The sequence below is a fragment of the Zhenhengia yiwuensis genome, assembly GCF_014384995.1.
Lineage (GTDB): Bacteria > Bacillota > Clostridia > Lachnospirales > Cellulosilyticaceae > Zhenhengia > Zhenhengia yiwuensis.
In genome coordinates, this window is the sequence record NZ_JACRSY010000020.1 from 1 (window position 1) to 26,362 (window position 26,362).

26 protein-coding genes are annotated in these 26,362 nt (G+C 34.5%); 23 read left to right on the forward strand and 3 right to left on the reverse strand.

The genetic code is table 11. The features are described from left to right. Positions 1–300: IS3 family transposase (locus H8718_RS12565; RefSeq protein WP_249333187.1), on the forward strand; the 300-nt coding region annotated here is incomplete at its 5' end. 95 nt (positions 301–395) lie between these two features. Here H8718_RS12565 and H8718_RS12570 read toward each other — a convergent pair. Continuing rightward, the gene (locus tag H8718_RS12570) at positions 396–1,745 is read right to left on the reverse strand and encodes a D-alanyl-D-alanine carboxypeptidase family protein (RefSeq protein ID WP_249333188.1); all 1,350 of its coding nucleotides are present in this window, start codon (positions 1,743–1,745) and stop codon (positions 396–398) included. 77 nt (positions 1,746–1,822) lie between these two features. Here H8718_RS12570 and H8718_RS12575 point away from each other — a divergent pair, with 77 nt between their 5' ends. From H8718_RS12575 to holA, 6 genes are all read left to right on the forward strand, one after another. Then, positions 1,823–2,485: a helix-hairpin-helix domain-containing protein gene (locus H8718_RS12575; RefSeq protein WP_249333189.1), complete on the forward strand. Its 663-nt coding sequence runs from the start codon at positions 1,823–1,825 to the stop codon at positions 2,483–2,485. A gap of 11 nt (positions 2,486–2,496) precedes the next feature. Next, positions 2,497–3,183 (forward strand): response regulator transcription factor, encoded by a 687-nt coding sequence (locus H8718_RS12580; RefSeq protein WP_177669701.1) that lies wholly within the window; start codon positions 2,497–2,499, stop codon positions 3,181–3,183. A gap of 100 nt (positions 3,184–3,283) precedes the next feature. After that, positions 3,284–4,609, forward strand: a complete 1,326-nt coding sequence (locus H8718_RS12585; protein ID WP_249333190.1) for a sensor histidine kinase — start codon at positions 3,284–3,286, stop codon at positions 4,607–4,609. A 16-nt stretch (positions 4,610–4,625) separates the two neighbouring features. Continuing rightward, complete coding sequence (locus tag H8718_RS12590) at positions 4,626–5,573, forward strand: GerMN domain-containing protein (RefSeq protein WP_177669706.1); 948 nt, start codon at positions 4,626–4,628, stop codon at positions 5,571–5,573. Positions 5,574–5,622: 49 nt separating this feature from the next. Beyond that, positions 5,623–7,851: a DNA internalization-related competence protein ComEC/Rec2 gene (locus H8718_RS12595; protein WP_249333191.1), complete on the forward strand. Its 2,229-nt coding sequence runs from the start codon at positions 5,623–5,625 to the stop codon at positions 7,849–7,851. A gap of 4 nt (positions 7,852–7,855) precedes the next feature. Continuing rightward, positions 7,856–8,818, forward strand: coding sequence for a DNA polymerase III subunit delta (holA, locus tag H8718_RS12600; protein ID WP_249333192.1), 963 nt, complete (start codon positions 7,856–7,858; stop codon positions 8,816–8,818). A 51-nt stretch (positions 8,819–8,869) separates the two neighbouring features. Here the strand turns inward: holA and rpsT are convergent, their stop codons facing one another. Beyond that, positions 8,870–9,133 (reverse strand): 30S ribosomal protein S20, encoded by a 264-nt coding sequence (rpsT, locus tag H8718_RS12605; protein ID WP_177669711.1) that lies wholly within the window; start codon positions 9,131–9,133, stop codon positions 8,870–8,872. 161 nt (positions 9,134–9,294) lie between these two features. Here rpsT and gpr point away from each other — a divergent pair, with 161 nt between their 5' ends. The 13 genes from gpr to thiI all read left to right on the forward strand — a co-directional run bounded on the left by gpr (position 9,295) and on the right by thiI (position 23,864). Then, positions 9,295–10,302, forward strand: a complete 1,008-nt coding sequence (gene gpr, locus H8718_RS12610) for a GPR endopeptidase (RefSeq protein ID WP_249333193.1) — start codon at positions 9,295–9,297, stop codon at positions 10,300–10,302. 60 nt (positions 10,303–10,362) lie between these two features. Beyond that, on the forward strand, positions 10,363–11,538 hold the full coding sequence (locus tag H8718_RS12615) for a stage II sporulation protein P (protein ID WP_249333194.1): 1,176 nt from the start codon (positions 10,363–10,365) through the stop codon (positions 11,536–11,538). A 65-nt stretch (positions 11,539–11,603) separates the two neighbouring features. Continuing rightward, a complete protein-coding gene (lepA, locus tag H8718_RS12620) occupies positions 11,604–13,415 on the forward strand; it encodes a translation elongation factor 4 (protein ID WP_177669717.1) in 1,812 nt (603 codons plus the stop codon). Between the two features lie 9 nt (positions 13,416–13,424). After that, the gene (gene hemW, locus H8718_RS12625; protein WP_249333195.1) at positions 13,425–14,561 is read left to right on the forward strand and encodes a radical SAM family heme chaperone HemW; all 1,137 of its coding nucleotides are present in this window, start codon (positions 13,425–13,427) and stop codon (positions 14,559–14,561) included. Positions 14,562–14,698: 137 nt separating this feature from the next. Continuing rightward, positions 14,699–15,730 carry a heat-inducible transcriptional repressor HrcA gene (hrcA, locus tag H8718_RS12630; protein WP_177669721.1) on the forward strand — a complete coding sequence of 344 codons (1,032 nt, stop codon included), beginning with the start codon at positions 14,699–14,701 and terminating at the stop codon, positions 15,728–15,730. 20 nt (positions 15,731–15,750) lie between these two features. Continuing rightward, a complete protein-coding gene (gene grpE, locus H8718_RS12635) occupies positions 15,751–16,275 on the forward strand; it encodes a nucleotide exchange factor GrpE (protein ID WP_177669723.1) in 525 nt (174 codons plus the stop codon). A 30-nt stretch (positions 16,276–16,305) separates the two neighbouring features. Further along, entirely contained in the window at positions 16,306–18,141 is a 1,836-nt protein-coding gene (gene dnaK, locus H8718_RS12640) for a molecular chaperone DnaK (RefSeq protein WP_249333196.1), read from the forward strand. A gap of 87 nt (positions 18,142–18,228) precedes the next feature. Then, positions 18,229–19,380 carry a molecular chaperone DnaJ gene (gene dnaJ, locus H8718_RS12645; RefSeq protein ID WP_283246217.1) on the forward strand — a complete coding sequence of 384 codons (1,152 nt, stop codon included), beginning with the start codon at positions 18,229–18,231 and terminating at the stop codon, positions 19,378–19,380. 22 nt (positions 19,381–19,402) lie between these two features. Then, on the forward strand, positions 19,403–20,341 hold the full coding sequence (gene prmA, locus H8718_RS12650; protein WP_249333197.1) for a 50S ribosomal protein L11 methyltransferase: 939 nt from the start codon (positions 19,403–19,405) through the stop codon (positions 20,339–20,341). Between the two features lie 3 nt (positions 20,342–20,344). Beyond that, positions 20,345–21,088 (forward strand): 16S rRNA (uracil(1498)-N(3))-methyltransferase, encoded by a 744-nt coding sequence (locus H8718_RS12655; RefSeq protein WP_177669731.1) that lies wholly within the window; start codon positions 20,345–20,347, stop codon positions 21,086–21,088. Continuing rightward, complete coding sequence (locus tag H8718_RS12660; protein WP_177669733.1) at positions 21,088–21,456, forward strand: response regulator; 369 nt, start codon at positions 21,088–21,090, stop codon at positions 21,454–21,456. Before H8718_RS12655 ends, H8718_RS12660 begins: the two co-directional genes overlap by 1 nt. A gap of 57 nt (positions 21,457–21,513) precedes the next feature. After that, positions 21,514–22,686 (forward strand): cysteine desulfurase family protein, encoded by a 1,173-nt coding sequence (locus H8718_RS12665; protein ID WP_177669735.1) that lies wholly within the window; start codon positions 21,514–21,516, stop codon positions 22,684–22,686. Beyond that, positions 22,683–23,864, forward strand: coding sequence for a tRNA uracil 4-sulfurtransferase ThiI (thiI, locus tag H8718_RS12670; RefSeq protein ID WP_177669737.1), 1,182 nt, complete (start codon positions 22,683–22,685; stop codon positions 23,862–23,864). The genes H8718_RS12665 and thiI overlap by 4 nt, the downstream gene beginning before the upstream one ends. A 50-nt stretch (positions 23,865–23,914) precedes the next feature. Here thiI and H8718_RS12675 read toward each other — a convergent pair whose 3' ends face one another. Next, the gene (locus H8718_RS12675) at positions 23,915–24,145 is read right to left on the reverse strand and encodes an HPr family phosphocarrier protein (protein WP_177669739.1); all 231 of its coding nucleotides are present in this window, start codon (positions 24,143–24,145) and stop codon (positions 23,915–23,917) included. Positions 24,146–24,245: 100 nt separating this feature from the next. Here H8718_RS12675 and mtaB point away from each other — a divergent pair, with 100 nt between their 5' ends. The 3 genes from mtaB (at position 24,246) to ruvX (ending at position 26,356) form a co-directional block, all read left to right on the forward strand. Next, the gene (gene mtaB / locus H8718_RS12680; protein WP_177669740.1) at positions 24,246–25,559 is read left to right on the forward strand and encodes a tRNA (N(6)-L-threonylcarbamoyladenosine(37)-C(2))-methylthiotransferase MtaB; all 1,314 of its coding nucleotides are present in this window, start codon (positions 24,246–24,248) and stop codon (positions 25,557–25,559) included. A 90-nt stretch (positions 25,560–25,649) separates the two neighbouring features. After that, a complete protein-coding gene (locus H8718_RS12685; RefSeq protein ID WP_177669742.1) occupies positions 25,650–25,901 on the forward strand; it encodes an IreB family regulatory phosphoprotein in 252 nt (83 codons plus the stop codon). 35 nt (positions 25,902–25,936) lie between these two features. Further along, positions 25,937–26,356 (forward strand): Holliday junction resolvase RuvX, encoded by a 420-nt coding sequence (gene ruvX / locus H8718_RS12690; RefSeq protein WP_177669744.1) that lies wholly within the window; start codon positions 25,937–25,939, stop codon positions 26,354–26,356. The last annotated feature ends 6 nt before the right edge of the window (positions 26,357–26,362 follow it).

Sequence of the window (26,362 nt, forward strand, 5' to 3'; positions counted from 1 at the left end):
CTATTCCATAGTGATCGGGGCTTTCAGTATACAAGTCGCTCTTTTTATAAAAAGCTTATGAATGCAGGAATGACTCAAAGTATGTCCAGAGTAGGTAAATGCATTGACAATGGTCCTATAGAAGGATTCTGGGGAATCTTAAAAAGAGAGCGGTATTATGGAAAGAAGTTTACAAACAAAAAAGATTTAGTAGAAATGATTAAAGAATATATGACTTACTATAACAATAAACGTCTTCAGAGAAAGCTTGGTGTATTAACACCTTTTGAAAAACACCAAGCTTATTTGCAGGTAGCATAAAAAACTACCACTAGATCTGAATCTAATGGTAGTAAAAAGTTTTTATTTTTTTAGTTGTCTACTTGACGGGTAGCAGTTCAAAATGTAGCATCCTTTTATTTTAATGTTTTTGAAAATTTAAGTTTTTTATGTTTGAAGCGTTTTTTATGTTTACGTTTAATGATTATAATAAGTATAACACAAATACTTACTAGAATTCCCAGTAAAGTGAGGAAAGAGGAAAGAGGAAAAGTAATAAGTGGTTTAGTAGGCTGGTTTGCCGTATAGGGTGAAGAAGCATATTCAAAATCTGCTACTTTAAGATCACTACGTGCAAGAACTTTATTATTGTAAATATATTCAATGGAGCCTACGACATCGCCTGGACTTACGCCCATTTCGAGATATTCTGGGAGCGATATATTCGTAACAAGGTCACGTAATTTAATGTTTTTATTAATAAGTACGGATTCGTTGCTTGAAGCAATAATATCACATTTTGCAAATTCAATAAGTTTGCCGCTTTTAATAGAATAGATAGGTAGTGTGGAAATGACTTCATCTTGTGTAAGGAGATCAAAGATTTCATAGTTGTTGAAGCCATAGTCGAGTAATTTAGAAGTATCTTCATACATACCTTGTTTACTGCTACTTTTTAAAATAACGACGATAAGATCAATATCTCCTTGTCTGGCTGCTGTAACTAATGTATGTCGTGCTTGGTCAGTATACCCTGTTTTACCCCCAATAACATCTTGCCTATATAATGTACTATCACCAAATGGTGTTAATAATTTATGTTGCTGAGCAAGATAGCGTTTTTCATTTACTTTATTAGTTGGGGGAATCTCATAAGTGAAATTTCCCATGATTTCTAAAAAGTATTCATTGTTATAAAGAGCGCGCATAATAAGAGCCATATCTAGTGCAGTTGTATAGTGATTGTCGTCGTGCAAACCATGGGGATTAGCAAAATGAGTGCCTTTAGCTCCTAAAGATTCAGCCTTTCTAGTCATGGCAACAGCAAAGTTTTCAATAGATCCACTTACTTTTTCAGCGATACCATTAGCAACTTCATTTGCAGACATAAGAAGGAGTCCGTGTAAGGCTTGATCAACTGTAATTTGTTCCCCTACACGCATTCCAATGTGGCTACTATTAGGTTCTATCCCATAAATAGCTTCTTCTGAAAAGGTAATCATATCAGAAGGCTTCAGATTTTCAATAGCTAATAAAGCGGTCATAAGTTTTGTAATACTTGCAGGATATTGTCTAAGTGTACTATTTTTCTCAAATAAGATTTCCCCTGTTTTAGCATCCATCAAAATAGCAGATTCAGCTTCTACTGTAGGAGCTCCAGAAGAACTGTTATTGGCATCTAATTCAGCAGAATAAATAGGTGTATTAAATAATAATGTTAAAATTAATACAATATTAATAAATTGTCTAAAAGTATTTTTTTTCATAAGTACGATGATACTCCTTTCAATAGTAATAGTATATAAAAAATATAAGTATTCGTAAAGGTCAAGGTGACTAAGTTATGCAAAATATGTTAAAACTTTGTACAAGAGGTGATTATGTGATAAAATTATTAAATAAGTATAAAGTTCTGTTTATCTTTATATTACTAACTGTTTCTAGTTTAATTTATAGCATAGCTCATCAAGACCAAGAAGTTATTGAAATTATTCAAACAACAGAATTAGAAAGCTTATCTATAGATGAAGAAGTAGAAATACCTCATGAACAGATTGTTTCTACTAATAAGATGGTACCTGTTTTTATTTGTGGAGCCATTAAGAGGCCAGGTGTTTATGAGATTAGGGAAGACAGCCTTATAGAGGAAGTCGTCATGAAAGCTGGAGGATTTACTGAAGAGGCTAATAGGGAAGCAACTAATCTTGCAAGAGTTGTAACAGCACATGAGCAAATCTATATCCCGAAAGTAGGAGAAGAAATTGACAAAGTGATGGATTCATATGACAATAGATTAAGGGAAAGTGAGTCTGGTCGCACGAATATTAATACAGCAGAAATTCAGGAACTTGAAAAGCTTCCGGGAATTGGAGAGGTGAAAGCGAGTCAGATTATTGCATATAGAAATGAGCATGGATTATTTAAAAATTTAGAGGAGTTAAAAAATGTTTCTGGCATTGGTCAGAAGACTTATGAAGCTTTACTAGAATATATTACAATAGAATAGGAGGAGTTAAAATGAATAGTAGAGTATTAGTGGTAGATGATGAAAAACTCATTGTTAAAGGAATAAAGTTTAGTCTTGAACAAGAAGGCTGGGAAGTGGATGTAGCTTATGATGGGGAAGAAGCCCTTAATCTGGTTAAACAGGGACATTATGATGTGATGATTTTAGATGTGATGCTTCCCAAATATGATGGGCTACAGGTATGTCAGCTTGTAAGAGAGTTCTCCAATATTCCTATTGTTATGCTTACAGCAAAAGGTGAGGATATGGATAAGATTATGGGACTTGAATATGGAGCAGATGACTATGTGACGAAGCCTTTCAATATTTTAGAACTTAAAGCACGTATTAAGGCTATTTTAAGACGCTCTGTACAAAGTGAGAAAGAACAGAGTAAAAAGCTCCTTGAAGTAGGCAGTTTAAAATTAGAGTTAAGTAGCAAACGTGTATTTTTAAATAATCAAGAAATCAATTTAACAGCTAAAGAGTTTGATATGCTTGAACTTTTTGCAACCCACCCAGGTAAGGTGTATAGCCGTGATCAGCTTCTTGATACAATTTGGGGGCGTGACTACCCTGGTGATGTTAGAACAGTAGATGTACATGTAAGAAGGCTGCGTGAAAAGATTGAACCAAATCCAGGGCAACCTGAATATATTCATACTAAATGGGGGGTAGGTTACTATTTTAAGGATTAAGATGAAATGGTTCCATAGCCTAAGATGGAGATTATTTATCTTATTCTTTTTAGTAAGCTTTTTGCCATTTATGTTTTTTTCTCCTATATTAATGGGGCGTATGGAATCTTATTATATTGAACAAAGTAAGCACGATTGGCTTAGGGAGGCAAATCGTATCTCAATACAAATTACGCAAGGTAACTATCTCAAAGACCAATCAAGTTATACTTACTTTGAGTCCTATATTAAGGGACTTGGTAAAGAAAAGGGATTTGATGGACGTATTGTAGTTGTAGATAGACTAGGTTATATTATTGCAGATTCAGCAGCTGCTGATAAAGGGCATACCATTATGAATAAGCAGGTTTTTGATGCCCTTAATAAAGAAGAGAGTGCACAGGTTTTTATAAGAGAAGACCAAGAAGTGATGAGTGCAGTTGTTCCTATAGTAGATAAAGAAAATAAAGATGAAGTATTAGGTACCGTTGTAGTTACAGCCTATATAAATGATATTTATGATTCATTAGGTGAAATGCGTAATCAAGTTTACTTATTATCTTTATTTACAAGTTTTCTGATAGGCTTATTAAGTTTCTTTACTTCTTCTTTTATTTCAAGACCACTTAAACTTCTTATGAAATTTGTACAAAAGATTACGAATGGCCAGCTTGACCAAAAAGTAGATATTAAAGGGAAAGATGAAATTGCAGAACTGGGTAATGCTTTTAACCATATGGCTGAGCAGTTGCAACGTGTCGAACATTCTAGACAGGAATTTGTATCTAATGTATCTCATGAATTAAAAACACCTTTATCTTCTATTAAGGTTCTAACAGAATCTTTATTATTTCAGGAAAATGTACCTGTAGAAATGTATCAGGAATTTTTTATGGATATTAACTCTGAAGTGGACAGGCTCAATAATATTATTAGTGACTTATTGACACTTGTTAGGCTGGATCAGACAGAAGTACCGATGAACATTAAAACAACCAACCTAAATGATATGACACAAGCCATTTTAAAAAGACTTATTCCTTTGGCTAAGAAGAAAGACATTAAGCTTATTTATCAAAGTCATAAGGAAATTTTTGTAGATATTGATGAGGTGAAGTTGACACTTGCTATATCCAATCTTATTGAGAATGCTATTAAGTATACACCAGAAGGTGGAGAAGTAAGAGTTATTTTACAAAGTGACCTTCAAGATGCATGGGTAAGTGTAGAAGATACGGGTATTGGTATTGCAAAAGATGAACAATCTAAAATATTTGAACGCTTCTATCGAACAGATAAAACACGTAATAGGGAAACAGGGGGAACAGGCCTGGGGCTTTCTATTACATACCGTACAGTTATTATGCATAATGGTTCGATACAAGTAGAAAGTGAAGAAGGTAAAGGTTCTATTTTCACAGTTCAAATACCGATTAGGCAGATATAAGAGGAGGCAGAAGAGGATGAACAAATGGATACGTATCCCCCTCCTATTACTAAGTTTAAGTTTTCTTTTATTAGGTGTAGGGTGCTTTAATGGTAATAGTTCAGGTGGGGATTTAGAAAAAGTTAACCTTTATTTTTATGATGAACATCAGAATGCATTAGTTATGGAAGAACGTAAACTTGAAATAACGGCTGATATGTCGAATGAACGCCTGATGCTTACAGTCATTGATGCACTTGCAAAAGGACCGCAGACAAGTAACCAAGGTGCAAGACCCATAAACTTTAATATTGACCAGGCTATTTTAAAGGAACGCAGTGCTTTTATTAATTTTACAAAGGATTATGATAAATTAGATACGCCAACACAGATTATTCATCGGGCTATGCTTGTCTATACGCTTACAGAGTTAGAATTTATTGATAAAATTGAATTCTTTGCAGGGGATCAGCCACTTGTCAATAGCAATGGCGAGAAGATTGAACCAGTAGAGCGCAAAGATATTTTAATTAGTGTACTCAATCCTAAGCCACCGACAAATAGTCAGATTATTACTTTATACTTCCCAGGACCACAAGGTGATTTGCTTTATAAAGAACCAAGGGAAATTAGAGTCGATAATAATACACCACTTGAAAATTATATTCTAGCAGAGCTTATAAAAGGTCCTGTCACACAAGGATTGGTAGCACCACTACCTATAGATACAAAGGTTAATGCTATTAAAACACAAGATGGGGTATGCCAAATTGATTTGTCTTATGATTTACAAGTACCACAGCTGGCTAATGGTTTACGAGAAGATATTGTGATTTATTCTATTGTAGACTCATTAACAGAGTTATCAAGAATCAAAAAAGTTATTTTCCTAAAGGATGGAAAGAAACAGACAGAGTTCACACTTCCAATCCATACAGGTGGTATCTTTGAAAGGAATGAAGCGATTATTGCACCGACTCCATAGACCCTTAGTTTGGGTAGGAATTTATTTTATATTAGGATTAATAGGGGGAATGATAAGAGAGAATATCTCATATCATTCCTTTTTTATTTATGGTTTAATTGTACTTGGAAGTAATTTAGTGATTATACATTACACAAAGAAATGGGCTTATATGCTCTTAATTATTATGATGGGGATAGGAAGCGTAAGTATGCAGATGCATCCTGTATCTAAAGAACAGTTTTTAGCAGGAGAACAGGTCACTTTAAAGGGGATTATAATAGATGAAGCAGAAACAGCTTTTAATCAAGTTCTTATTTTAGATCAAGTGATAAACGTACAAAAGGATAAAGCAGTAGCCTTAAGAAGTAAGATTAAAGTGATTACAAATTATCAAGAGGACTTTCATTTAGGAGAGACTGTACTTATACAGGGAAAAGTAAATCCTTTACCTAAGCAGTACAATCCCTCTGACTTTGATTATGGTCTTTATTTAAAAAGTCAGGGAATTGTCAATGAAGTCAAGCTACAACAAGTTATAAAAAGATGGCCTTATAAAGGTGTACTTTATAAAATAAGAGAGAAAGTGCGTATGCAGATTGAGTACATTTTTAAAGGACAAGATGATGGTTTAGTTAGTGCCTTAGTATTAGGAGAAGACGGAGATTTAAATACAGATATAAGAGCGTTGTATGAACAATTAGGGATAGCACATGTACTTGCTATTTCAGGTTTGCATATGAGTATAATAGCAGCTGGTATCTGGTGGTCCTTAGGGATTATGGGCCTAAACTATGAAATGAGAAATGGGATTAGTCTAATAGGCATATGGAGTTATAGCATATTTGTAGGTATGAGTGTATCTATTATACGGGCAAGTATCATGTTGACAATTATGCTTGTTGTAAGAAGTTTGTGGGAGGAAGAAGATTTATTAAGTAGTTTAGCATTAGCTGCTTTAATTATTTTAATAGTCAACCCTTTTCAACTTTACCAGGTAGGATTTCAGCTTTCTTTTATAGCTTTATTAGGTATAGCTTTTTATCAGTCTGTTTATCACTTTATAAAACATGAGTGTAGCTGTGCTAAAAGTGTGCTTAAGGTATGCCGTATACTTTTACCTTCTATATGTATAGGGCTTTTTATAAGTCCTGTTATAGCTTATCATTTTTACGAGATACCTCTTTTAAGTGTACTGCTTAATGTACTGCTGGTTCCTATTTTTGGACTTTTGCTCCCTTTAATATTTATAACACTTTTAGTAAGTACAGTAATGCCTGGGATTAGTTTTATATTAGCTTATAGTATTTTAGGTTTTCTAGGAAGTATTAAAAGTATAGGGACTTTTTTGGCTACATTACCTTTTACAACTTTAATAATAGGTAGGCCAAGTGGTTTGTTCCTTATCCTACACTATAGTATGTTATGTATATTGGGTTTTAAACTAAAAAAGATATGGAATAAAAGAAACTACTATTTAGTAGGAGTAGGAAGCCTTATAATCCTAGTAGGTATTTTAAATACAGAAGGTTTTATGAATATTACACATCTTTACGTAGGGCAAGGAGATTGCACTGTTGTGACAACACCAAAAGGCAAGACTTTACTTATAGACAGCGGGCCGGAGCAGTCTGGTAAAAAGGTAGAAAACTATCTTAAATATAAAGGAAAAAGGCAAGTAGACTTAGCTATTGTTTCACACCCTCATGAAGACCATATAGGTGGATTACTTTATTTAATAGAGGAAGGTTATAATGTAAAGGCAGTTATATGGCAAGTGCCTGATGATCTAAAAGATGAATATGCCTTTAGACTTAAGAAGTTGTGTGAAAAGCAGAAAATTCCACTTTATAAGGGATATAGAGGCAATGAAGTTAGAATAGATGATGTTTGTCTTCAGGTGCTTTGGCCTTACAAAGATGCTGACTATAGCAATGCCAATGAAGCTTCACTTGTTTGTGTATTAAAGTATGGAGAATTTGAAGAACTGTTTACAGGAGATATTGGATTTGCTACAGAAAAGTATTTAGAAAATGATTTAGATGATTTAGAGATTTTGAAGGTTCCCCATCATGGATCAAGTTATTCATCTTCCTCAAAGTTTTTAGAGAAACTAAGCGTAGAATATGGTATGATTAGTGCAGGTGTTCGAAATCTTTATGGTCATCCTAACAGATTAACATTAGAAAGACTTAAGGAGCAGCAAATAGAGATTATGCGTACAGATATACAAGGTGCGCTTTTTGTTCGAACAGATGGTAAACAGTATACGGTGCAGTCACAAATACAGGAGGAATAGGTACGTGAACCAGAAGGGGATTACCCTCATTTATGGTGAGGAAGAATGGATTAAAAATGAGGCTCTAAATAAAATTAAAAGTCAAAGTGTAGATGAATCAGATTTAATGAATTATACTACATTTGAAGGCAAGGATCTTATTGTTTCTAATTTGATAGACACAGGTGAAACAATGCCGTTTTTTGCAGAGGAAAAACTCATTGTTGTAAGAAAAAGTGGACTTTTTAAGGCGGGTAGAAAAGAAGATACACAAAATCTTCTTGACTGGCTTAAGAAAAAGCCTAATTATACGAAGATTGTCTTTGTGGAAGATGAAATTGATAAACGTAATGCACTTTATAAGTATGTCAAAAGTGATTTTGAAGTAATAGAAGGGGTATGCCCAGATGATGAAGCTTTAATGCGTATTTTGAAAGAAGCTTGTAAAGAGAGAGGACTTAAAATAGAAGATTATCTTATCCGATATTTAATCATGAATTTGCCACGTAATATTGGACATATTTTAATTGAACTAGATAAACTAGCATCTTATGTAGGTAAAGAGGCTGTTACAAAAGAAGTGATTAATGAGGTTTGTGTATTCTCATTAGAACAAAGAGTATTCGAGCTTCTAAAAGCAGTAAGCCAAAAAAATACGAGCCAGGCTCTAGCAATTTATAATAAACTTATTGAAAGTAAAGAATCACCTATAGGTGTACTTGTACTCATAGCTAGACAGTATCGTATTTTATTACAGGTAAAATATTTGCTACGAACGCAAACACCGATTAAGCAAATTAGTCAAAGTGTAGGTGTACCTTATTATGTGGCACAGGATTTAAGTAAGCAAGCTCAAAGTTTTAGTTTTAAAGTCCTTCAGGATATTTTAGAACTTTGCCTTGAAAGTGATAGTGCTATTAAAACAGGTAAGATGGAACCTGTTAAGTGTATTGAACTTCTTATTATTAAATGTATTACAATACAATAAAAGAACAATAAAAAACTACTAACCTTAAGGTTAGTAGTTTTTTGTATTAAATTACGCCATTTTGTTAACTAAACGAGTTAAAGTTGATTTTTTACGAGCAGCTGCATTTTTGTGGAAAAGACCTTTTGCAGTAGCTTTATCGATAGCTTTAACAGCAACTTTTAATTGAGCTTCTGCTAATGCTTTATCATTGTTGTTTGCTGCAGCAACAACTTTTTTGATGTATGTTTTAACTGCTGAGTTAAGTGCACGGTTACGTGCTGTTCTAGTTGCGATAACTTTAATACGTTTTTTTGCTGATTTAATATTTGCCATGTGATGGCACCTCCATTCATATTCTATGGACACGGTTTGGGGAATTATGAACGGTTAATCATATCATGGTACATTATATAGTATTACCAGAGACAAGTCAATGTATAGTCTCTAAATTTATGGTAAAAATACTTGAAGAGTAGTACAGAAAGGATGACGTTATGGAAAAAACGCTTACAAGCTGGACACCACGTACGGATTTAGCCTTAGAAATCGGTATGGAACTTAATAAAAATAATACAGAAGCTGACGGATATCATATAGAGGGTGTAGAGGTTAAAATGACTCAAAATGAAAAATTTCCTATTACAACAACTTATGTGCATATTCAGAATGAATTAGGCGAAAGAAATATGGGGAAACCTATTGGGCATTATATTACAGTAGAGTCTCAAGATATGAAGGATAACAATCCAGAAGTACATCAAGAAATTATTCATATCGTTTCTACAGAGATTAAAAAGTTATTACCTAAAAAGTCAGAACTCCATGTATTAGTTGTAGGACTTGGTAACCGTTATGCTACACCAGATATGTTAGGTCCCGAGGTATCTGGAAAAGTACTTGTTACAAGACATCTTAAAGAACATGCTCCAGAAGCTATAGATGAGTCAGTCAATACTTTAAGTAGTCTTACACCAGGTGTTATGGGATTAACCGGTATTGAAACTGGAGAAATTATAAAAGGGGTTGTCGAAAATATTAAACCAGACTGTATAATTGCTATTGATGCACTGGCGGCAAGAAGTCCAGAACGTATTAATTCTACCATTCAAATTAGTGATACAGGTATTTCTCCAGGTGCAGGAATAGGAAACAAACGTAAGGAACTTAGTGAAGCTACAATGGGATGTCCAGTACTAGCTATAGGTGTTCCTACTGTTATTGATACGGCAACTCTTGTTAATGATACATTAGACCATATGATACATCAAATGCTTACACATGCACCCGATCATGCTTTTTACAGCCTTCTTAAGGAAGTTAGTGAAGAAGAAAAATATAGTATGATTAAGGAAATTCTTGTTCCCCAATTAGGTAATCTTTTTGTAACAGCTAAAGATATTGATGAAATTATTACCTACCTTACGACTATTATCTTTAATAGTATCAATATTGCAGTGCATCCTGGTATAGGATTAGATGATATTAATAAATACTCTAATTAGTCATAAATCCCCTTTCTAAATTATACAATAGTAAAGACAGGCTATAAGAGGGGGTACAGGATGAATAAAAATAAATTGAATATTAAACCATATGGCATACGACTTGCACTAACACTTATGATTATTTGTGGTACGTGGAAGTTGTATGCTCTATTAAATGATAAGACGAATCAACAAGCACCATTGCTTTTTACAAAGCTTACAATGCCAGCCTATAGTCAAGAAGTGCTAAATATAGATATTGAAGAAGAAGTTGCAACATCTATAAAAAGGCTCAGTATGCCCCTAGCACTTGTTAAACAAACTATGCCATTTAGTAAACTAATAGATAGAGGGAGTTATGAAGAAGAACTTTCAGGACATTTTCATATTCCTGAAGAGGAAGAGCTGATTACCCTTGAAAAAGATAATCTCTATACACCTGATTTGCCTACGCCTATTAAGCAACAAATTAACTTAGATCAATTAAGTGATCCACAATATCTTTTAAATAAAATCTATACAGGGGATCGTAATATTCTTACTATAGATGAAGAACTGTTTGAAGAGTGGGATTTTAAAGAGCTAGCGCAAAGAGAGTTTAGAATAGATGAATCCGTAGAGGGACCTAAAGTTCTTGTTTTCCATACACATGCAAAAGAACTTTTTGCAGATGAAGAAACAGGTGACTTAGGTGTAGTAGCTGTAGGCAATGCATTAGAGGAAATTTTAGAGGAAGAATATGGTATTGAAACCTTACATGTTACAGATCATTTTTATGAAAATGACACAACAACGAGTACAGATGGTTGTTATGAACGTATGGAGGCTGTAATACAAACTGTATTAGATCAAAACCCATCTATACAGATTTGTATAGATTTACATAGGGATGGTATTGAGGGAGATGCTAAAGTAACGGGGGATTTAAATGGCGAAGAGGCAGCAAAGATTATGTTCGTAAATGGTATGACCAGGCAGAAAAATCAAGCTGGAGAAAATGTTCCTATGAAGTCTCTAGTTAATCCTTATTTAGAAGATAATCTAGCCTTTTCACTGCAGATGCAGATAGAAGGGATGAAATACTATCCTCAGCTTATGCGAAAAATCTATTTAAAAGGTTACCGCTACAGCCTAAATATGAAACCTATGTCACTTCTTATCGAAATTGGTGCGCAAAACGAAACCAGTGAAGAAGCTATTAGAACAGCTGAACCTATTGCACATCTATTAGCAAAGGTTCTTGAAAAGGATTGATACATGTAAAAGGGTTATGCTATAATAAAACGAATATACTAGAGAAAATATTAAGGAGGAGCAATATGTCTCTTTCAAGACAAGAAAAAATTAGAAATTTTTGTATTATAGCACATATTGATCATGGTAAAAGTACATTAGCCGACAGGATCATACAAATGACAGGTACTCTTACAGAAAGGGAAATGCAAGAACAAGTTCTTGATAATATGGATTTAGAACGTGAACGTGGGATTACCATTAAATCACAAGCTGTAAGGCTTGTTTATAAAGCAAAAGATGGTGAAGAATATATCTTTAATTTAATTGATACACCAGGACACGTAGACTTTAATTACGAAGTATCTAGAAGTTTAGCAGCCTGTGAAGGTGCTATTCTGATTGTAGATGCAGCTCAAGGTATTGAAGCTCAGACACTTGCCAATGTATACCTAGCACTTGATCATGATCTTGAGATTATGCCAGTTATTAATAAAATTGATCTTCCAAGTGCAGACCCAGATGCTGTTAAGAATCAAATTGAAGATGTTATTGGTTTAGATGCTAGTGAAGCACCGCTTATTTCAGCTAAGAATGGTATTAATATTGAAGACGTGCTTGAACAGGTTGTAAAAAGTGTGCCGGCACCACAAGGTGATGAAAATGCACCACTACAAGCCCTTATCTTTGACTCTCTTTATGACCCTTATAAAGGTGTTATTATCTTCTGTAGTATTAAAGAAGGTACAGTGAAAAAAGGTATGAAGATTCGTATGATGGCTACAAAAGCTGAATTTGATGTTGTGGAAGTTGGAACATTTGGTGCAGGTGCCTTTAGACCAACAGATAGCCTTAAAGCGGGTGAAGTAGGTTATATCACTGCAAGTATTAAGAATGTAAAAGATACAAGTGTTGGGGATACGGTAACAGATGCTAACAATCCTACAGCAGAGCCATTGCCAGGTTATAAAAAAGTAAATCCAATGGTTTACTGTGGCCTTTATCCAGCAGATGGTTCAAAGTATGGAGATCTTCGTGATAGTCTTGAAAAACTCCAACTTAATGATGCAGCACTTACATTTGAACCTGAAACATCTGTAGCATTAGGATTTGGTTTTAGATGTGGTTTCTTAGGACTTCTTCATATGGAGATTATTCAAGAGCGTTTAGAGCGTGAATATAACTTAGATCTTGTTACAACAGCACCTAACGTTATTTATCATGTCTATAAGACAAATGGCGAGCGTATCGATTTATCTAACCCTTCTAACCTTCCAGATCCATCTCATATTAAACATATGGAAGAGCCTATGGTAAAAGCACAAATTATTGTGCCATCTGATTATATCGGTGCAGTTATGGACCTTTGCCAAGAAAGACGTGGTATTTATCATGGTATGGAATATTTAGAGGGTACACGTGCGGTACTTACGTATGATCTACCACTTAATGAAATTATTTACGATTTCTTTGATGCACTTAAATCTAGAACACGTGGTTATGCATCATTTGATTATGAGCTTACAGGTTATGCAGAGTCTAAGCTTGTAAAACTTGATATACTTGTTAACAAAGAAATGGTAGATGCACTTTCTCTTATCGTGCATGAATCTAATGCAGTAGAGAAAGGTAGAAAAATTGTTGAAAAGCTTAAAAAGGAAATTCCAAAGCATTTATTTGAAATTCCAATCCAAGCTGCTATTGGCAATAAAGTTATTGCCAGAGAAACCATTAGCGCTATGAGAAAAGATGTTCTTGCTAAATGTTATGGTGGGGATATTTCACGTAAACGTAAACTTCTTGAGAAACAAAAAGAAGGTAAGAAACGTATGCGTCAAGTTGGTAATGTAGAAGTGCCACAAGCAGCATTCATGAGCGTTTTAAAACTTGATGAATAGAGGGACTATATGAAAATAGGATTGTATGTACACATACCATTTTGTCATTCTAAGTGTTATTATTGTGATTTTTTATCTTTTCCTAATAAAGGACAAGAAGAAATTTATGTAGATGCACTTGTAAAGGAAATTCAGCATTATGGTCTGAAGGTAAGAGGCCTGCACACAATCGGTAGTCTATTTATTGGTGGAGGTACCCCTACGGTACTTCCACCTTTTTTATTAGACTGTGTGCTAGAGGCTATTAGATTAAATTTTGACATTGAAGAAGATGCAGAGTGGACAGTAGAGTCTAACCCTGGAACCATTTTAGAAGAGCATGTTGAAAGTTTTAAAAAGAATGGGGTTAATAGAGTAAGTTTAGGCCTTCAAGCTGTACAGAATCATCAGCTTAAGCAGATTGGACGTATTCATATTTTTGAAGATTGGAAACGTAGTATCATGCTACTTAGAAATCATGGTATGACTAATATTAATACAGATATTATGTTTGCACTCCCTAATCAGACTATGGAAGAATGGCAAGATACAGTAGAGACAATGATTGCTTATGAATTGCCACATATTTCAGCTTACTCTTTGATTATAGAAGAAGGGACTGTGTTTGGAAAAAAATATGAAGAAGGTACACTTAAGACTATTGATGAAGAGACAGACCGTCAGATGTATACCTTTGTAAAAGAACGTTTAAAAGAAGCAGGGTATACTCAGTATGAGATTTCAAATTGGGCTAAAGATGGATTAAACTGCAGGCATAATGAACTCTACTGGGAATGTGGATTTTACTTGGGTCTAGGATTAGGTGCACATGGTTATATGGATGAGATACGTTACCATAATACAGTAGTATTTAATGACTACCTTACAGCAAAAGGTCAGCCTGACAAGCTCGTTACAGAAAGAGAGACGATTACACCCAAAATTGCTATGGAAGAATATATGTTTCTGGGATTACGTATGTTAAAAGGTATAAGTATAGGGGAATTCTATAAAAAGTTTGGGGTTTCCATTTTTGAAATATATAGGGAACCTATAGAAAAATGGATGAAGGAAGGAATCCTGATACACAATAAAGACAGGCTTTTTTTAAGTGAGCAAGGTATTGATTTATCTAACCAAGTATTCGTTTCTTTCTTATTAGATTAGATCTTATAAAGGTTAATAATTTATTCAAAATATATTTACTAAATCGTATTGACATTACTATAAAAGAATGATATCTTAAAAATGTAGTTAGCACTCGTAAACGATGAGTGCTAACAAAAGAAAAAGGAAGTGAAATCATGGATATAAATGAAAGAAAAATAAAGATTCTCGAAGCCATTATTCATGATTATATACAGACAGGAGATCCTGTAGGATCAAGGACAATTTCTAAAAAATATGATCTTGGTATAAGTTCTGCAACCATTCGTAATGAAATGGCTGACCTTGAAGATTTAGGGCTTATTGTACAGCCACATACTTCAGCAGGACGTATTCCTTCGGATAAAGGTTATCGTTTATACGTTGATAATCTCATGCAATATCCGGATATCGCTCCTGATATTCAGAAGGTTGTTGCAGAGGTCATTCATAGTAAGTTTGACAAAATTGATAAGTTACTTGAAGAGACAGCAAAGCTTATTTCAACTGTAACACATTATGCAACAATTGCATCTCCACCTACTATACATCAAACAAAGATTAAACATCTTCAACTGGTGCCAGTAGATGAAAGAAATGTAGCTATTGTCATTGTTACAGATGCTAACATTGTAAGACATTATGTGATTCGTACAAAGAAAACTTTAGACTATGCACTATGTGGTATTTTAACGAATATTATTAATGAAAGTCTAACAGGTACATCATTGGATGAACTTAGTATAGATAAGATGCGTATCCTTGAAGAGCGTATGCTAGGGTATAAAGATATAGCAGTAGACCTAATGCATGCTATTATTGATACACTTGAATCTGAAGATATCCCAAATGTATTTACAAGAGGCATGACAAATATGCTTAATTTCCAAGAGTTTAATGACATTGAAAAAGCGAAAAAGCTTTTTGAAGTACTTGAACAAAAGCCTTACTTATATAAAATGCTTAAACATAAACCGAGTACAGAAGTAAATATCAGCATTGGTGAAGAAAATGGGTTAGAACCTATGAAAGAGTGTAGTATTATTACAACAAGCTATGAGATAGGAGATTATAACTTAGGTACAATCGGTATTATTGGTCCAACACGTATGAATTATGGACAGGTAGTATCACTACTTGAACATATTTCTCATCATATTAAAAATATGCTAATTGAAGCAAAAGAGTAATTCAGAAAGGATGCTGGTTCATGGAGGAAAAAGAAATTAAAGATCAAGTGCAAAATGAAACGGTAGAAGAAGTTACAGTAGAAGAAGTTAAAGAAGAGGCTCAAGAAGAAGCAGTTGAAGAGGTTAAGTCTGCAGTCGATGAGAACATTGAGCGCCTTCAAAGACTTATGGCTGAGTTTGATAACTACCGTAAGCGTACTGAAAAAGAAAAACAAAACATTTATGACTTAGCAGTAAGTACTACAGTAACAGAACTTTTAGGAACTGTAGATAATTTTGAAAGAGCTTTAAAACAAGAGACAACTGATAAATCATTCTACGAAGGTGTATCTATGATTTATAGACAACTCTTAACAGTTCTAGAAAAATTAAATGTAACTCCTATTGAAGCAGCAGGCAAAACATTTGATCCAGATTATCACAATGCAGTTCTACACATAGAAGATGATACTTTGGAAGAAAATATAGTTGTTGAAGAGCTTCAAAAAGGTTATTTATATAAAGAAAAAGTAATCCGCTACAGTATGGTTAAAGTAGCTAATTAATAAAGAAGTAAAGATTAGGAGGAAAAAATAATGGGAAAAATAATTGGTATTGATTTAGGAACAACAAACTCTTGTGTAGCAGTTATGGAAGGTGGAAAACCTGTTGTAATCGTAAATACAGATGGTAATAGAACAACACCTTCAGTAGTTGGTTTCACAAAAACAGGAGAAAGACTTGTAGGTGATGTTGCAAAACGTCAAGCAATTACAAACCATGATCGTACAGTAGCATCAATCAAACGTCACATGGGTACTAACTACCGTGTAAGCATCGATGGAAAAGATTATTCACCACAAGAAATTTCAGCAATTACACTTCAAAAACTTAAAGCTGATGCTGAAAGTTACTTAGGTGAAGCTGTAACAGAAGCTGTTATTACAGTTCCTGCATACTTCTCAGATAGCCAAAGACAAGCAACAAAAGATGCTGGTCGTATTGCTGGTCTTGAAGTAAAACGTATCATCAATGAGCCAACAGCAGCAGCGCTTGCATATGGTCTTGAAAATGAACAAGAACAAAAAATCATGGTATATGACCTTGGTGGTGGTACATTCGACGTATCTATCATTGAAATCGGTGATGGTGTTATCGAAGTATTAGCAACAAGTGGAGATAATCACCTTGGTGGGGATGACTTTGACCAACGTATTATCAACTATTTAGTAGAAGAGTTCAAAAAACAAGAAGGCGAAGATTTATCAGCAGATAAAATGGCTATGCAACGTCTTAAAGAAGCAGCAGAAACAGCTAAGAAAGAACTTTCTTCTAAATCAACAGCTAATATCTTAATTCCTTTCATCTGTGCTGCAGGTAAAAACTTAGATATTACACTTACACGTGCTAAATTTGATGAATTAACAAGTGACCTTGTAGAACGTACAATGGGACCAGTAAGAACAGCACTTAGCGATGCAGGTCTTAATGCAAACGAACTTGATAAAGTATTATTAGTTGGTGGTTCAACACGTATTCCAGCTGTTCAAGAAGCTGTTAAACGTATCACAGGAAAAGAACCATTCAAAGGAATCAATCCAGATGAATGTGTAGCTGTAGGTGCTGCTATTCAAGGTGGTAAACTTTCAGGTGAAGCAGGTGTTGGTGATATCCTTCTTCTTGATGTAACACCACTTTCACTTGGTATTGAAACATTAGGCGGTGTTGCTACAGTTCTTATTCCAAGAAATACAACAATCCCAACTAAGAAAAGCCAAGTATTCTCAACAGCAGCAGATAACCAACCAGCAGTTGATATCCATGTTGTTCAAGGTGAAAGACCAATGGCTAACCAAAACAAAACACTTGGTAACTTCAAATTAGATGGTATTATGCCAGCTCCACGTGGTATTCCACAAATTGAGGTTGGATTTGATATTGATGCAAATGGTATTGTTAAAGTAACAGCTAAAGATCTTGGTACTGGTAAAGAACAGCACATTACTATTACTGCAAGCACAAACTTAAGTGAAGATGAAATCAACAAAGCTGTAGCTGAAGCAGAACAATATGCTGCTGAAGATAAAAAACGTAAGGAAGCAATCGATGTTAAAAATGAAGCAGATAGCATGGTATTCCAGACAGAAAAAATGATGAAAGACATGGAAGATAAACTTGATGCTACAGATAAAACAGACGTTGAAGCGAAACTTAATAAATTAAAAGAAATCAATGACCGTGTAAATGTAGAAACAATTACAGATGCAGAGGTTAATGAACTTAAAGAAGCTAAAGAAGCTTTAACACAAGCATTCTACGCAATTTCTGAAAAAATGTATGCACAAGCTGCTCCAAATGCAGCACCTGGTGCTGATGCAGGAAGTGCAAACGCAAACGATGATGTAATCGATGCAGATTTTAAAGAAGAATAAGAGTTAACAAATAGAACGGTCAAAGAGTTATACTCTTTGACTGTTTCTACGTTGTGAGTGTATAATGGAAGAAGTCAATAAAATGGGATGGTGAAAAACGTGGCAAAAAGAGATTATTATGAGGTTCTTGGTGTTCAAAAAGGTGCAAGCGATGCTGAGATAAAAAAAGCATATAGAAAACTAGCAAAGAAATATCACCCAGATACTAATCAAGGGAATCCAGAAGCTGAAGCGAAGTTCAAAGAAGCAAGTGAAGCTTATGAAGTTTTAAGTGATGAACAAAAAAGAGGTGCTTATGACCGTTATGGACATAGTGCTTTTGAACAAGGCGGAGCTGGTGGCGCTGGCGGATTTAGTGGCGGTTTTGATTTCGATATGGATGATATCTTTGGTAGTGTATTTGGTGACATGTTTGGAGGCGGTGGTAGACGTCGTCCACGTGGGCCTAGACCAGGTAATGATATTAAACAAACTATTCAAGTTGAATTTGCAGAAGCTGCTTTTGGTGTAGAAAAAGAAATTAAGATTCAAACATCTGAAACATGCGAAACTTGTCATGGTACAAAAGCAAAACCGGGAACAAATCCAACAACATGTACAAAATGTAATGGGACAGGTCAAGTACGTGTCACACAACGTACAATCTTAGGCGCAATGCAAAGTGTTCAAACTTGTGATGCTTGCCATGGTGAAGGGAAAATCATCAATGAGCCTTGTCAAACATGTCATGGACAAGGTAAAGTAAGAACAAGTAAAACAATTACTGTAAGCATTCCAGCAGGAATTGATCATGGTCAAACACTTCGTATTCAAGGAAAAGGTGAAGCAGGAGATGTGGGTGCACCAAATGGCGATTTACTTCTTACTGTTTATATTAAAGCACATGAACTCTTTGAACGTCGTGGTATGGATGTTTATATGCGTATGCCAATTAATTTTGCGCAAGCAGCATTAGGGAGTGAACTTTCTATTCCAACACTTGATGGTAATGTGAAATTCACTATTGGAGAAGGTACACAAACAGGGACTACATTTAGACTCCAAGGTAAAGGAATTCCAAGTCTTCGTAACAAAAAACAACGTGGTGATCAATATGTAGAAGTTTATGTAGAAGTACCTAAAAACCTTACAGCTAAACAAAAAGATTTACTACGCGAATTTGCAGATGGTACAGTAGAGCATCAGCCAGAGCAGATGAACTTCAGAAAGAAAATAGAAAAATTCTTTAACAAAAATTAGATAAAAGTAGGAGGATTACCCAGTGGATTATATTCAAATTGCGATTGAGACAACACATGAAGCAGTAGAAGCCATCAGTTATTTTTTAGTAGAGGAAATGTCAGGTGGTGTAGAGATATGTGACCCTATAGATGTGGTTTCTCAAGACCGCTCTCAGGTAATTTTTGATTTAATAGATGAAAGTTTGATAAGTGAAGATATGGACACTGTGGTGGTTAAAGCTTACTTTTCAACAGAAATTGATATTGTAGAAAAAGTTGAAGCTATTAAAGGGCATTTAAAGCATATTAGTGAATTCTTAAATATTGGAACAGGTAAAATTACTTTACTTGATATTCCAGAAGAAAAATGGGCAAATGAATGGAAGAAATACTATAAGCCTGTTAAATTAGGTGACCATATTGTCATTAAGCCAAAATGGGAAACTTATGAAGCAGAGGTAGATGACCTTATTATAGAAATGGATCCAGGTATGGCATTCGGGACAGGAACACATGAGACAACAGCTATGTGTGCGCAGCTTGTTGAAAAGTATATAAGACCAGATCAGACTATTATAGATATTGGTACAGGTAGCGGTATTTTAGGGATTATTGCAGCTAAAATGGGTGCACAAAAAGTTATTGGTGTAGATATTGATCCTGTAGCAGTTAAAGTAGCTAAGGAAAATGTAGCTTACAATCATGTAGAAGACCAGATGGAAGTATATGCAGGTAACTTAATTGATGTTGTAAAAGAAAAAGGTCAAATTGTCGTATCTAATATTATTGCGGATGTTATTATTATGCTTGCAGATCAGGTAGAGCAGGTTATTACAGAGGAAGGCATATGGATTGCTTCAGGAATTATACAGATGAGAAAAGACGATGTTATAGCAGCTATTGAAGCAAATGGTTTTGAAATCATAGAAATTCACGAGCAAAAAGAGTGGGTAGCTGTTGTTGCTAGAAGGAGAAAATAATCAATGGCAAAGTTTTTCGTTAATGCTCAAAATATTTCAGAGACAGAAATTATCATTGATGATGAAAATGTTAATCATATTAAGAATGTATTAAGGCTCCAAACAGGAGATGAAATTATAATAAATGATAGACAAGGTCATGACTATAAGTGTATAATAAATGCAATAGAACAAGGTAGAATTATAGCTCTTATAGACAGTGTAACCCATTCATTAGCAGAACCTCAGGTAGAAGTTGTGCTATTCCAATCCCTTATTAAAGGTGAGAAAATGGATTGGGTAATTCAAAAAGCTGTGGAAATAGGTGTAACAAAAATTATTCCTATTTGTACTACAAGATGCGTCGTAAAATTAGAAAATCCTAAAAAAATGGCTTCTAAAGTAGAGAGATGGAACAAAATTGCAGAGTCGGCAGCTAAACAAAGTGGCAGAGGGGTTGTACCAGAAGTGGTTTTACCAATATCTATGTCGGAAAGTATAGCTTATGCTAGAACTAATGCATTATGTGCCATTATTCCATATGAGAAAGAACGTGAAATAGGTATTAGAAAAGTTTTACAAAGCACAGAGGCTAAAAGTTTTGGAATCTTTATTGGGCCAGAAGGTGGATTCACAGAAGAAGAGATTGAAGAAGCACTTCATCAAGGAGTGCATTCGGTAAGCCTAGGTAATCGCATTTTACGTAGTGAGACAGCGAGTTTAGTAACACTGGCTAATATTATGTATGAAATGGGAGAGATGGGATAATGGACGACCTCACTTTTATCGTAGTAGATGATGCCGTTTTTATGAGAACTGTACTTAAGAAGATGCTTATAGAAGCTTCCTATCAAGTTGTAGGAGAAGCAGGAAGTGGTTTAGAAGCGATAGCATTAGCTGAGAAGCTTAAGCCTGATATGATGACACTTGATATTACTATGCCTGAAATGAGTGGTATAGAAGCTATAGAAGGAATTTTAAAAGTAAGCCCAGATACGAAGATTATTATGTGTTCAGCAATGGGACAGCAATCAAAAGTGGTAGAATCTATTAAAAAAGGTGCTAAAGACTTTATTGTCAAGCCTTTTGAAAAAGCGAGAGTACTCCAGGCCATTAACAACGTAAAAAATCTATAAGAGGGGGGAGACCCCCCTTTTTTATGGAATTATTTTGAGAGCGGAAAGGAAAAAGGTATGAGAGAAATTTATTTAGATAATGCAGCAACCACAAAGCCTCTTGAGTGTGTGATTGAAGCAGTTTCTGAGACAATGCGCCTTGAATATGGCAATCCATCTTCTTTGCATAAAAAAGGTATTGAAGCAGAAAATAAGATTAAAGAAAGTACAGCTTTTTTTGCTAATTTATTAGGTGCAAGTGAAGATGAGATTTTCTATACATCAGGTGGTACAGAAAGTAATAACTTAGCTATCATAGGAAGTGCACTTGCTTATCAGAAGACTGCAAAGCGTATTATTACAACAGCTATCGAACATCCTTCAGTAGGTGATGTTTTTACTTATTTAAAAGGGCAAGGGTTTGATGTAATTATCTTAAATGTAGATGAAAAGGGTTACATTAATCTAGAGGAATTAGAGGCAAGTATTAATGAAGAAACTTCTTTAGTAAGTATTATGCATGTTAATAATGAAATTGGAACTATCCAAGACATTGAAAAAATAGGAGCTCTCATTAAAAAGAAAAATCCTAGAACGCTCTTTCATGTAGATGCTGTACAGTCTTTTACTAAAATACCTGTATCCGTACGTAAAGCTCAAATAGACCTTCTTTCTATTAGTGCACATAAATTTTATGGGCCAAAAGGTGTAGGATTACTCTATAAAAATAAAAAAGTAAGACTGCAAAATATGCTTCATGGTGGTGGACAACAAAAAAATATGCGTTCAGGAACAGAAAATGTTCCAGGCATTTATGGTATGTATATTGCAGCAAAATATGTATTTAACCGTCAACGTGAAATTTTAGAGCACTATAAAGCATGTAAAACTTATTTATATACACGTATTTTAAATGAGATCGAAGGTACACATCTTAATGGGGATGTGGTAGAAGTAAGTGCACCACATATTCTTAATATTGCATTTGAAGATATACGTGCAGAAGTACTCCTTCATTCCCTTGAGCAGAATCATATTTATGTATCTTCAGGTTCAGCATGTGCATCTAACAAAATGTCTAAAAGTGGGACATTAGCAGCTATTGGACTTAATGGGCAGGCACTTGACAGTGCTATACGTTTCTCATTTAGTATAGATGTTACAGAAGAAGACTTAGAAACATGTGTAGACGTATTGAAAAAACAACTTGTATTACTTAGAAAATTTACACTAGGAGGAAAGAAAAGATGACAAATGTCTTTTTAGTTAAATATGGTGAATTGGCTATTAAAGGTAAAAATCGCTATATCTTTGAAAATAGACTAGTAGCAACAATTAGAAGAAACCTTAAACCACTTGGGAAGTTTGAAGTTCAGAAGGAACAAGGACGTATTACGGTAGAACCTAAAGAGGATAATATTGATCCACAAATCGTTATTGATAAACTAAGTCGCGTGTTTGGTATTATTGGAATTGCATATGGTACAAAAAGGGAAGAGGTTTCTTTCGATGCAGTGAAAGAACTTGCTCTTGAACATATGAAAGCAGAACTTGAGCATAAAGACTACCTTACTTTTAAGGTGAATACAAAACGTGCAGATAAACGTTTTCCAATGGCTTCAATGGAAGTAAGCGCAGAGCTTGGGGCCTATCTTTTAGATGAGTTTCCTGATAAGCTTAAAGTAGATGTACACAACCCAGATATGATTCTTACAGTAGAACTTAGAAATGGAACTTATGTTTATTCTAAGACACATAAAGGTGCAGGCGGTATGCCATATGGTACAAATGGTAAATCAACACTTCTTTTATCAGGTGGTATCGATAGTCCTGTAGCAGGTTGGATGATTGCAAAACGTGGTGTTGAAATTGATGCGGTTTATTTCCATAGTCCTCCTTACACAAGTGAACGTGCGACACAAAAAGTTATTGATTTAGCTAAGAAGGTTGCTATGTATACAGGTGGTATGAAAGTTCATATTGTACCATTTACAGATATTCAAATGGCTATCTATGAAAAGTGCCCACATGAACAATTAACGATTATTATGCGTCGTATTATGATGGAAATTGCACAGCGTATTGCTGAAAGCAATGAGAGCATGTCTCTTATTACAGGAGAGAGTATCGGTCAAGTAGCAAGTCAAACAATGCATAGCTTAGTTGTGACAGATGATTCTGCACGTATGCCAGTATTTAGACCTCTTATTGGATTTGATAAAGAAGAAATCGTACAAATTGCTAAAAAAATAGATACTTTCGAGACATCTATTTTACCTTATGAAGACTGCTGTACAATCTTCGTACCAAAACATCCAGAAACTAAACCTCGTTTAGAGTCTATTGAACGTTCAGAAGAAGCGCTTGCAGATTGTATTGAAGAAATGATTGAAGAAGCAATCCGTACTACAGAAGTTGTTTCAGTATAAAATTAAAAGTCTACTTGAAAAAGTAGACTTTTAATATATGGTTATGATTTTTAGATTAGAAACTCTTTTAAGTGCATCATAAGCATGCTTGCGCTTTGGTCATCATGGATATCCAGTTTTAGAGGTTTGCTAAGGTCTAGGCTGAAGATGCCCATGATTGATTTAGCATCGATAACATATCTACCAGATGTTAAATCAAAATCACCATCGTACTTACTGATAAGATTAACGAACTGTTTTACTTTTTCGATAGAGTTTAAACTAATGGTTACAGATGTCATGCTTATTCCTCCTTACAATACTAATTGTATCATATATGGAACAAAGATGAATGTCAATATACTGACTATTACATGAAATATTTAGATAGAGGAGAACACCATGTTACAAAATAAAAATAAAAAATATATTGCAACCTATACCCTAGGATGCAAAGTAAATCAATACGACACAGAAGCTGTTGTAGAGCAATTTAAGGCAGAAGGCTATGAAGAAGTGGCTTTTGATGAAGTTGCAGATGTATATCTTGTTAATACATGTACAGTGACACATTTAAGTGATAGAAAATGTCGTCAGATGCTACGTAAAACAAAAAAACTTAATCCAGATAGCGTACTTGTTGCTATGGGATGCTATGCTCAAGCAGCAGGGGAGAAAATTAAAGAAGACGTATCAGAAGTAGACATTATTGTAGGAACGAATAAAAGAAGTGAAATCTTAAAGCTTGTAGAAGAATATCATAATAATCAAGAGACTTATAATTATGTGAGCAATATTATGGATGTAGAAGAATTTGAAGAGCTTCAAATTAGTAATATGGGCGAGCATACACGCGTCTACCTTAAAATTCAGGAAGGCTGTAACAATTACTGCACATACTGTATTATTCCATATGTAAGAGGTAAAATCCGTAGCCGTAAATTAGAGAATGTAGTACAAGAAGCGCAAAGGCTTGTAGAGGCTGGTTTTAAAGAAATTATCTTAACAGGAATACATGTTCTAGCATATGGGAAAGATTTAGGTAATGTAACACTTCTAGATGCTATAAAAAAAGTACATGATATAGAAGGCGTTGAACGTATTAGGTTAAGCTCAATAGAGCCTGTAGCCATAACAGATGAGTTTTTAGAAGCTATTAGCCAACTTCCAAAGCTCTGTCATCACTTCCATCTTTCTTTACAAAGTGGTTCTGAAACTGTTCTAAAACGTATGAATCGTAAATATACGGCGCAAGAATATAAAGAAAGTGTACAAAGATTACGTGGTGTATGGCATGATGTCGCTATTACTACGGATATTATTGTGGGATTCCCAGGTGAAACGGATGAAGAATTTAAAGAAACAGTAGACTTTGTTAAGGAAATTGGTTTTGCGCAAGTACATCTTTTCCCATATTCTAAGAGAGAAGGCACAGCAGCAGCTAGGATGAAAAATCAAATTGATAGTCCTATTAAAGATGAACGTATGAAAGTGTTAAAACAGGTTACATTAAAGAGTCAAGATGCTTTTCTAGATGAACATATAGGTAAAGAAGTAGAAGTTTTATTTGAAAAAGCCGAAGAAGGCATGGCACAAGGTTATACAAGTAACTATATGAAAGTTGAAGTAGATACAGAACTTCATCTTGAGAATACAGTCGGTAAAGTATATATTGAGACAAGAGAGCACGAAGTGCTTAAAGGAAAGCTTTTATAGAAAGGTCAAAACATTTTATAATTGCATATAACCTTAGATTGTATTATCATATAGCTAAGATAGAAGTGTAAATATTGGAAGGTGAAGCAAATGAAAAACATAAACGAAACAGTGCAATTTCATTTTGAGATGCCTGAAAAGGCTTCAACTCGTGATATATTAATGGATGTTTACGAAGCGCTTAATGAGAAAGGATATAATCCTATTAATCAAATTGTAGGGTATATTATGTCAGGCGATCCAACTTATATTACCAGCTATAATGGTGCACGAAATAAAATTAGAAAATTAGAACGTGATGAGATTTTAGAAGAATTAGTAGCTTATTACCTAAAGAAATAAGCGCTATAAGGCTCATCTTATAGGAGGTTTTAAGCTTGCGTATACTCGGACTAGACTTTGGCACAAAGACGACAGGCGTAGCTGTAAGTGATCCACTTGGATTTACTGCACAAGGACTTGAGATTATTAGACGTACTGATAGCTATAATCTTAAGCCTACTATAAATAGAATTAAAGAAATTTGCGAAGAATATAAAGTAGAAAAAATTGTATTAGGATTCCCTAAAAACATGAATAATACAGAAGGTGAAAGATGTCAACATACTCTTGTTTTTAAGAAAAAACTTGAGCAGGCATTAGCATTACCTGTTGATTTATGGGATGAAAGACTTACTACAATGGAGGCAGAGAATGTACTTCTTGCAGCCGATGTAAGTCGTGGACGTAGGAAACAAGTCATTGACAAATTAGCAGCTGTGCTTATTTTACAAAATTATCTACAAGCACATAGTTAAAGGGGA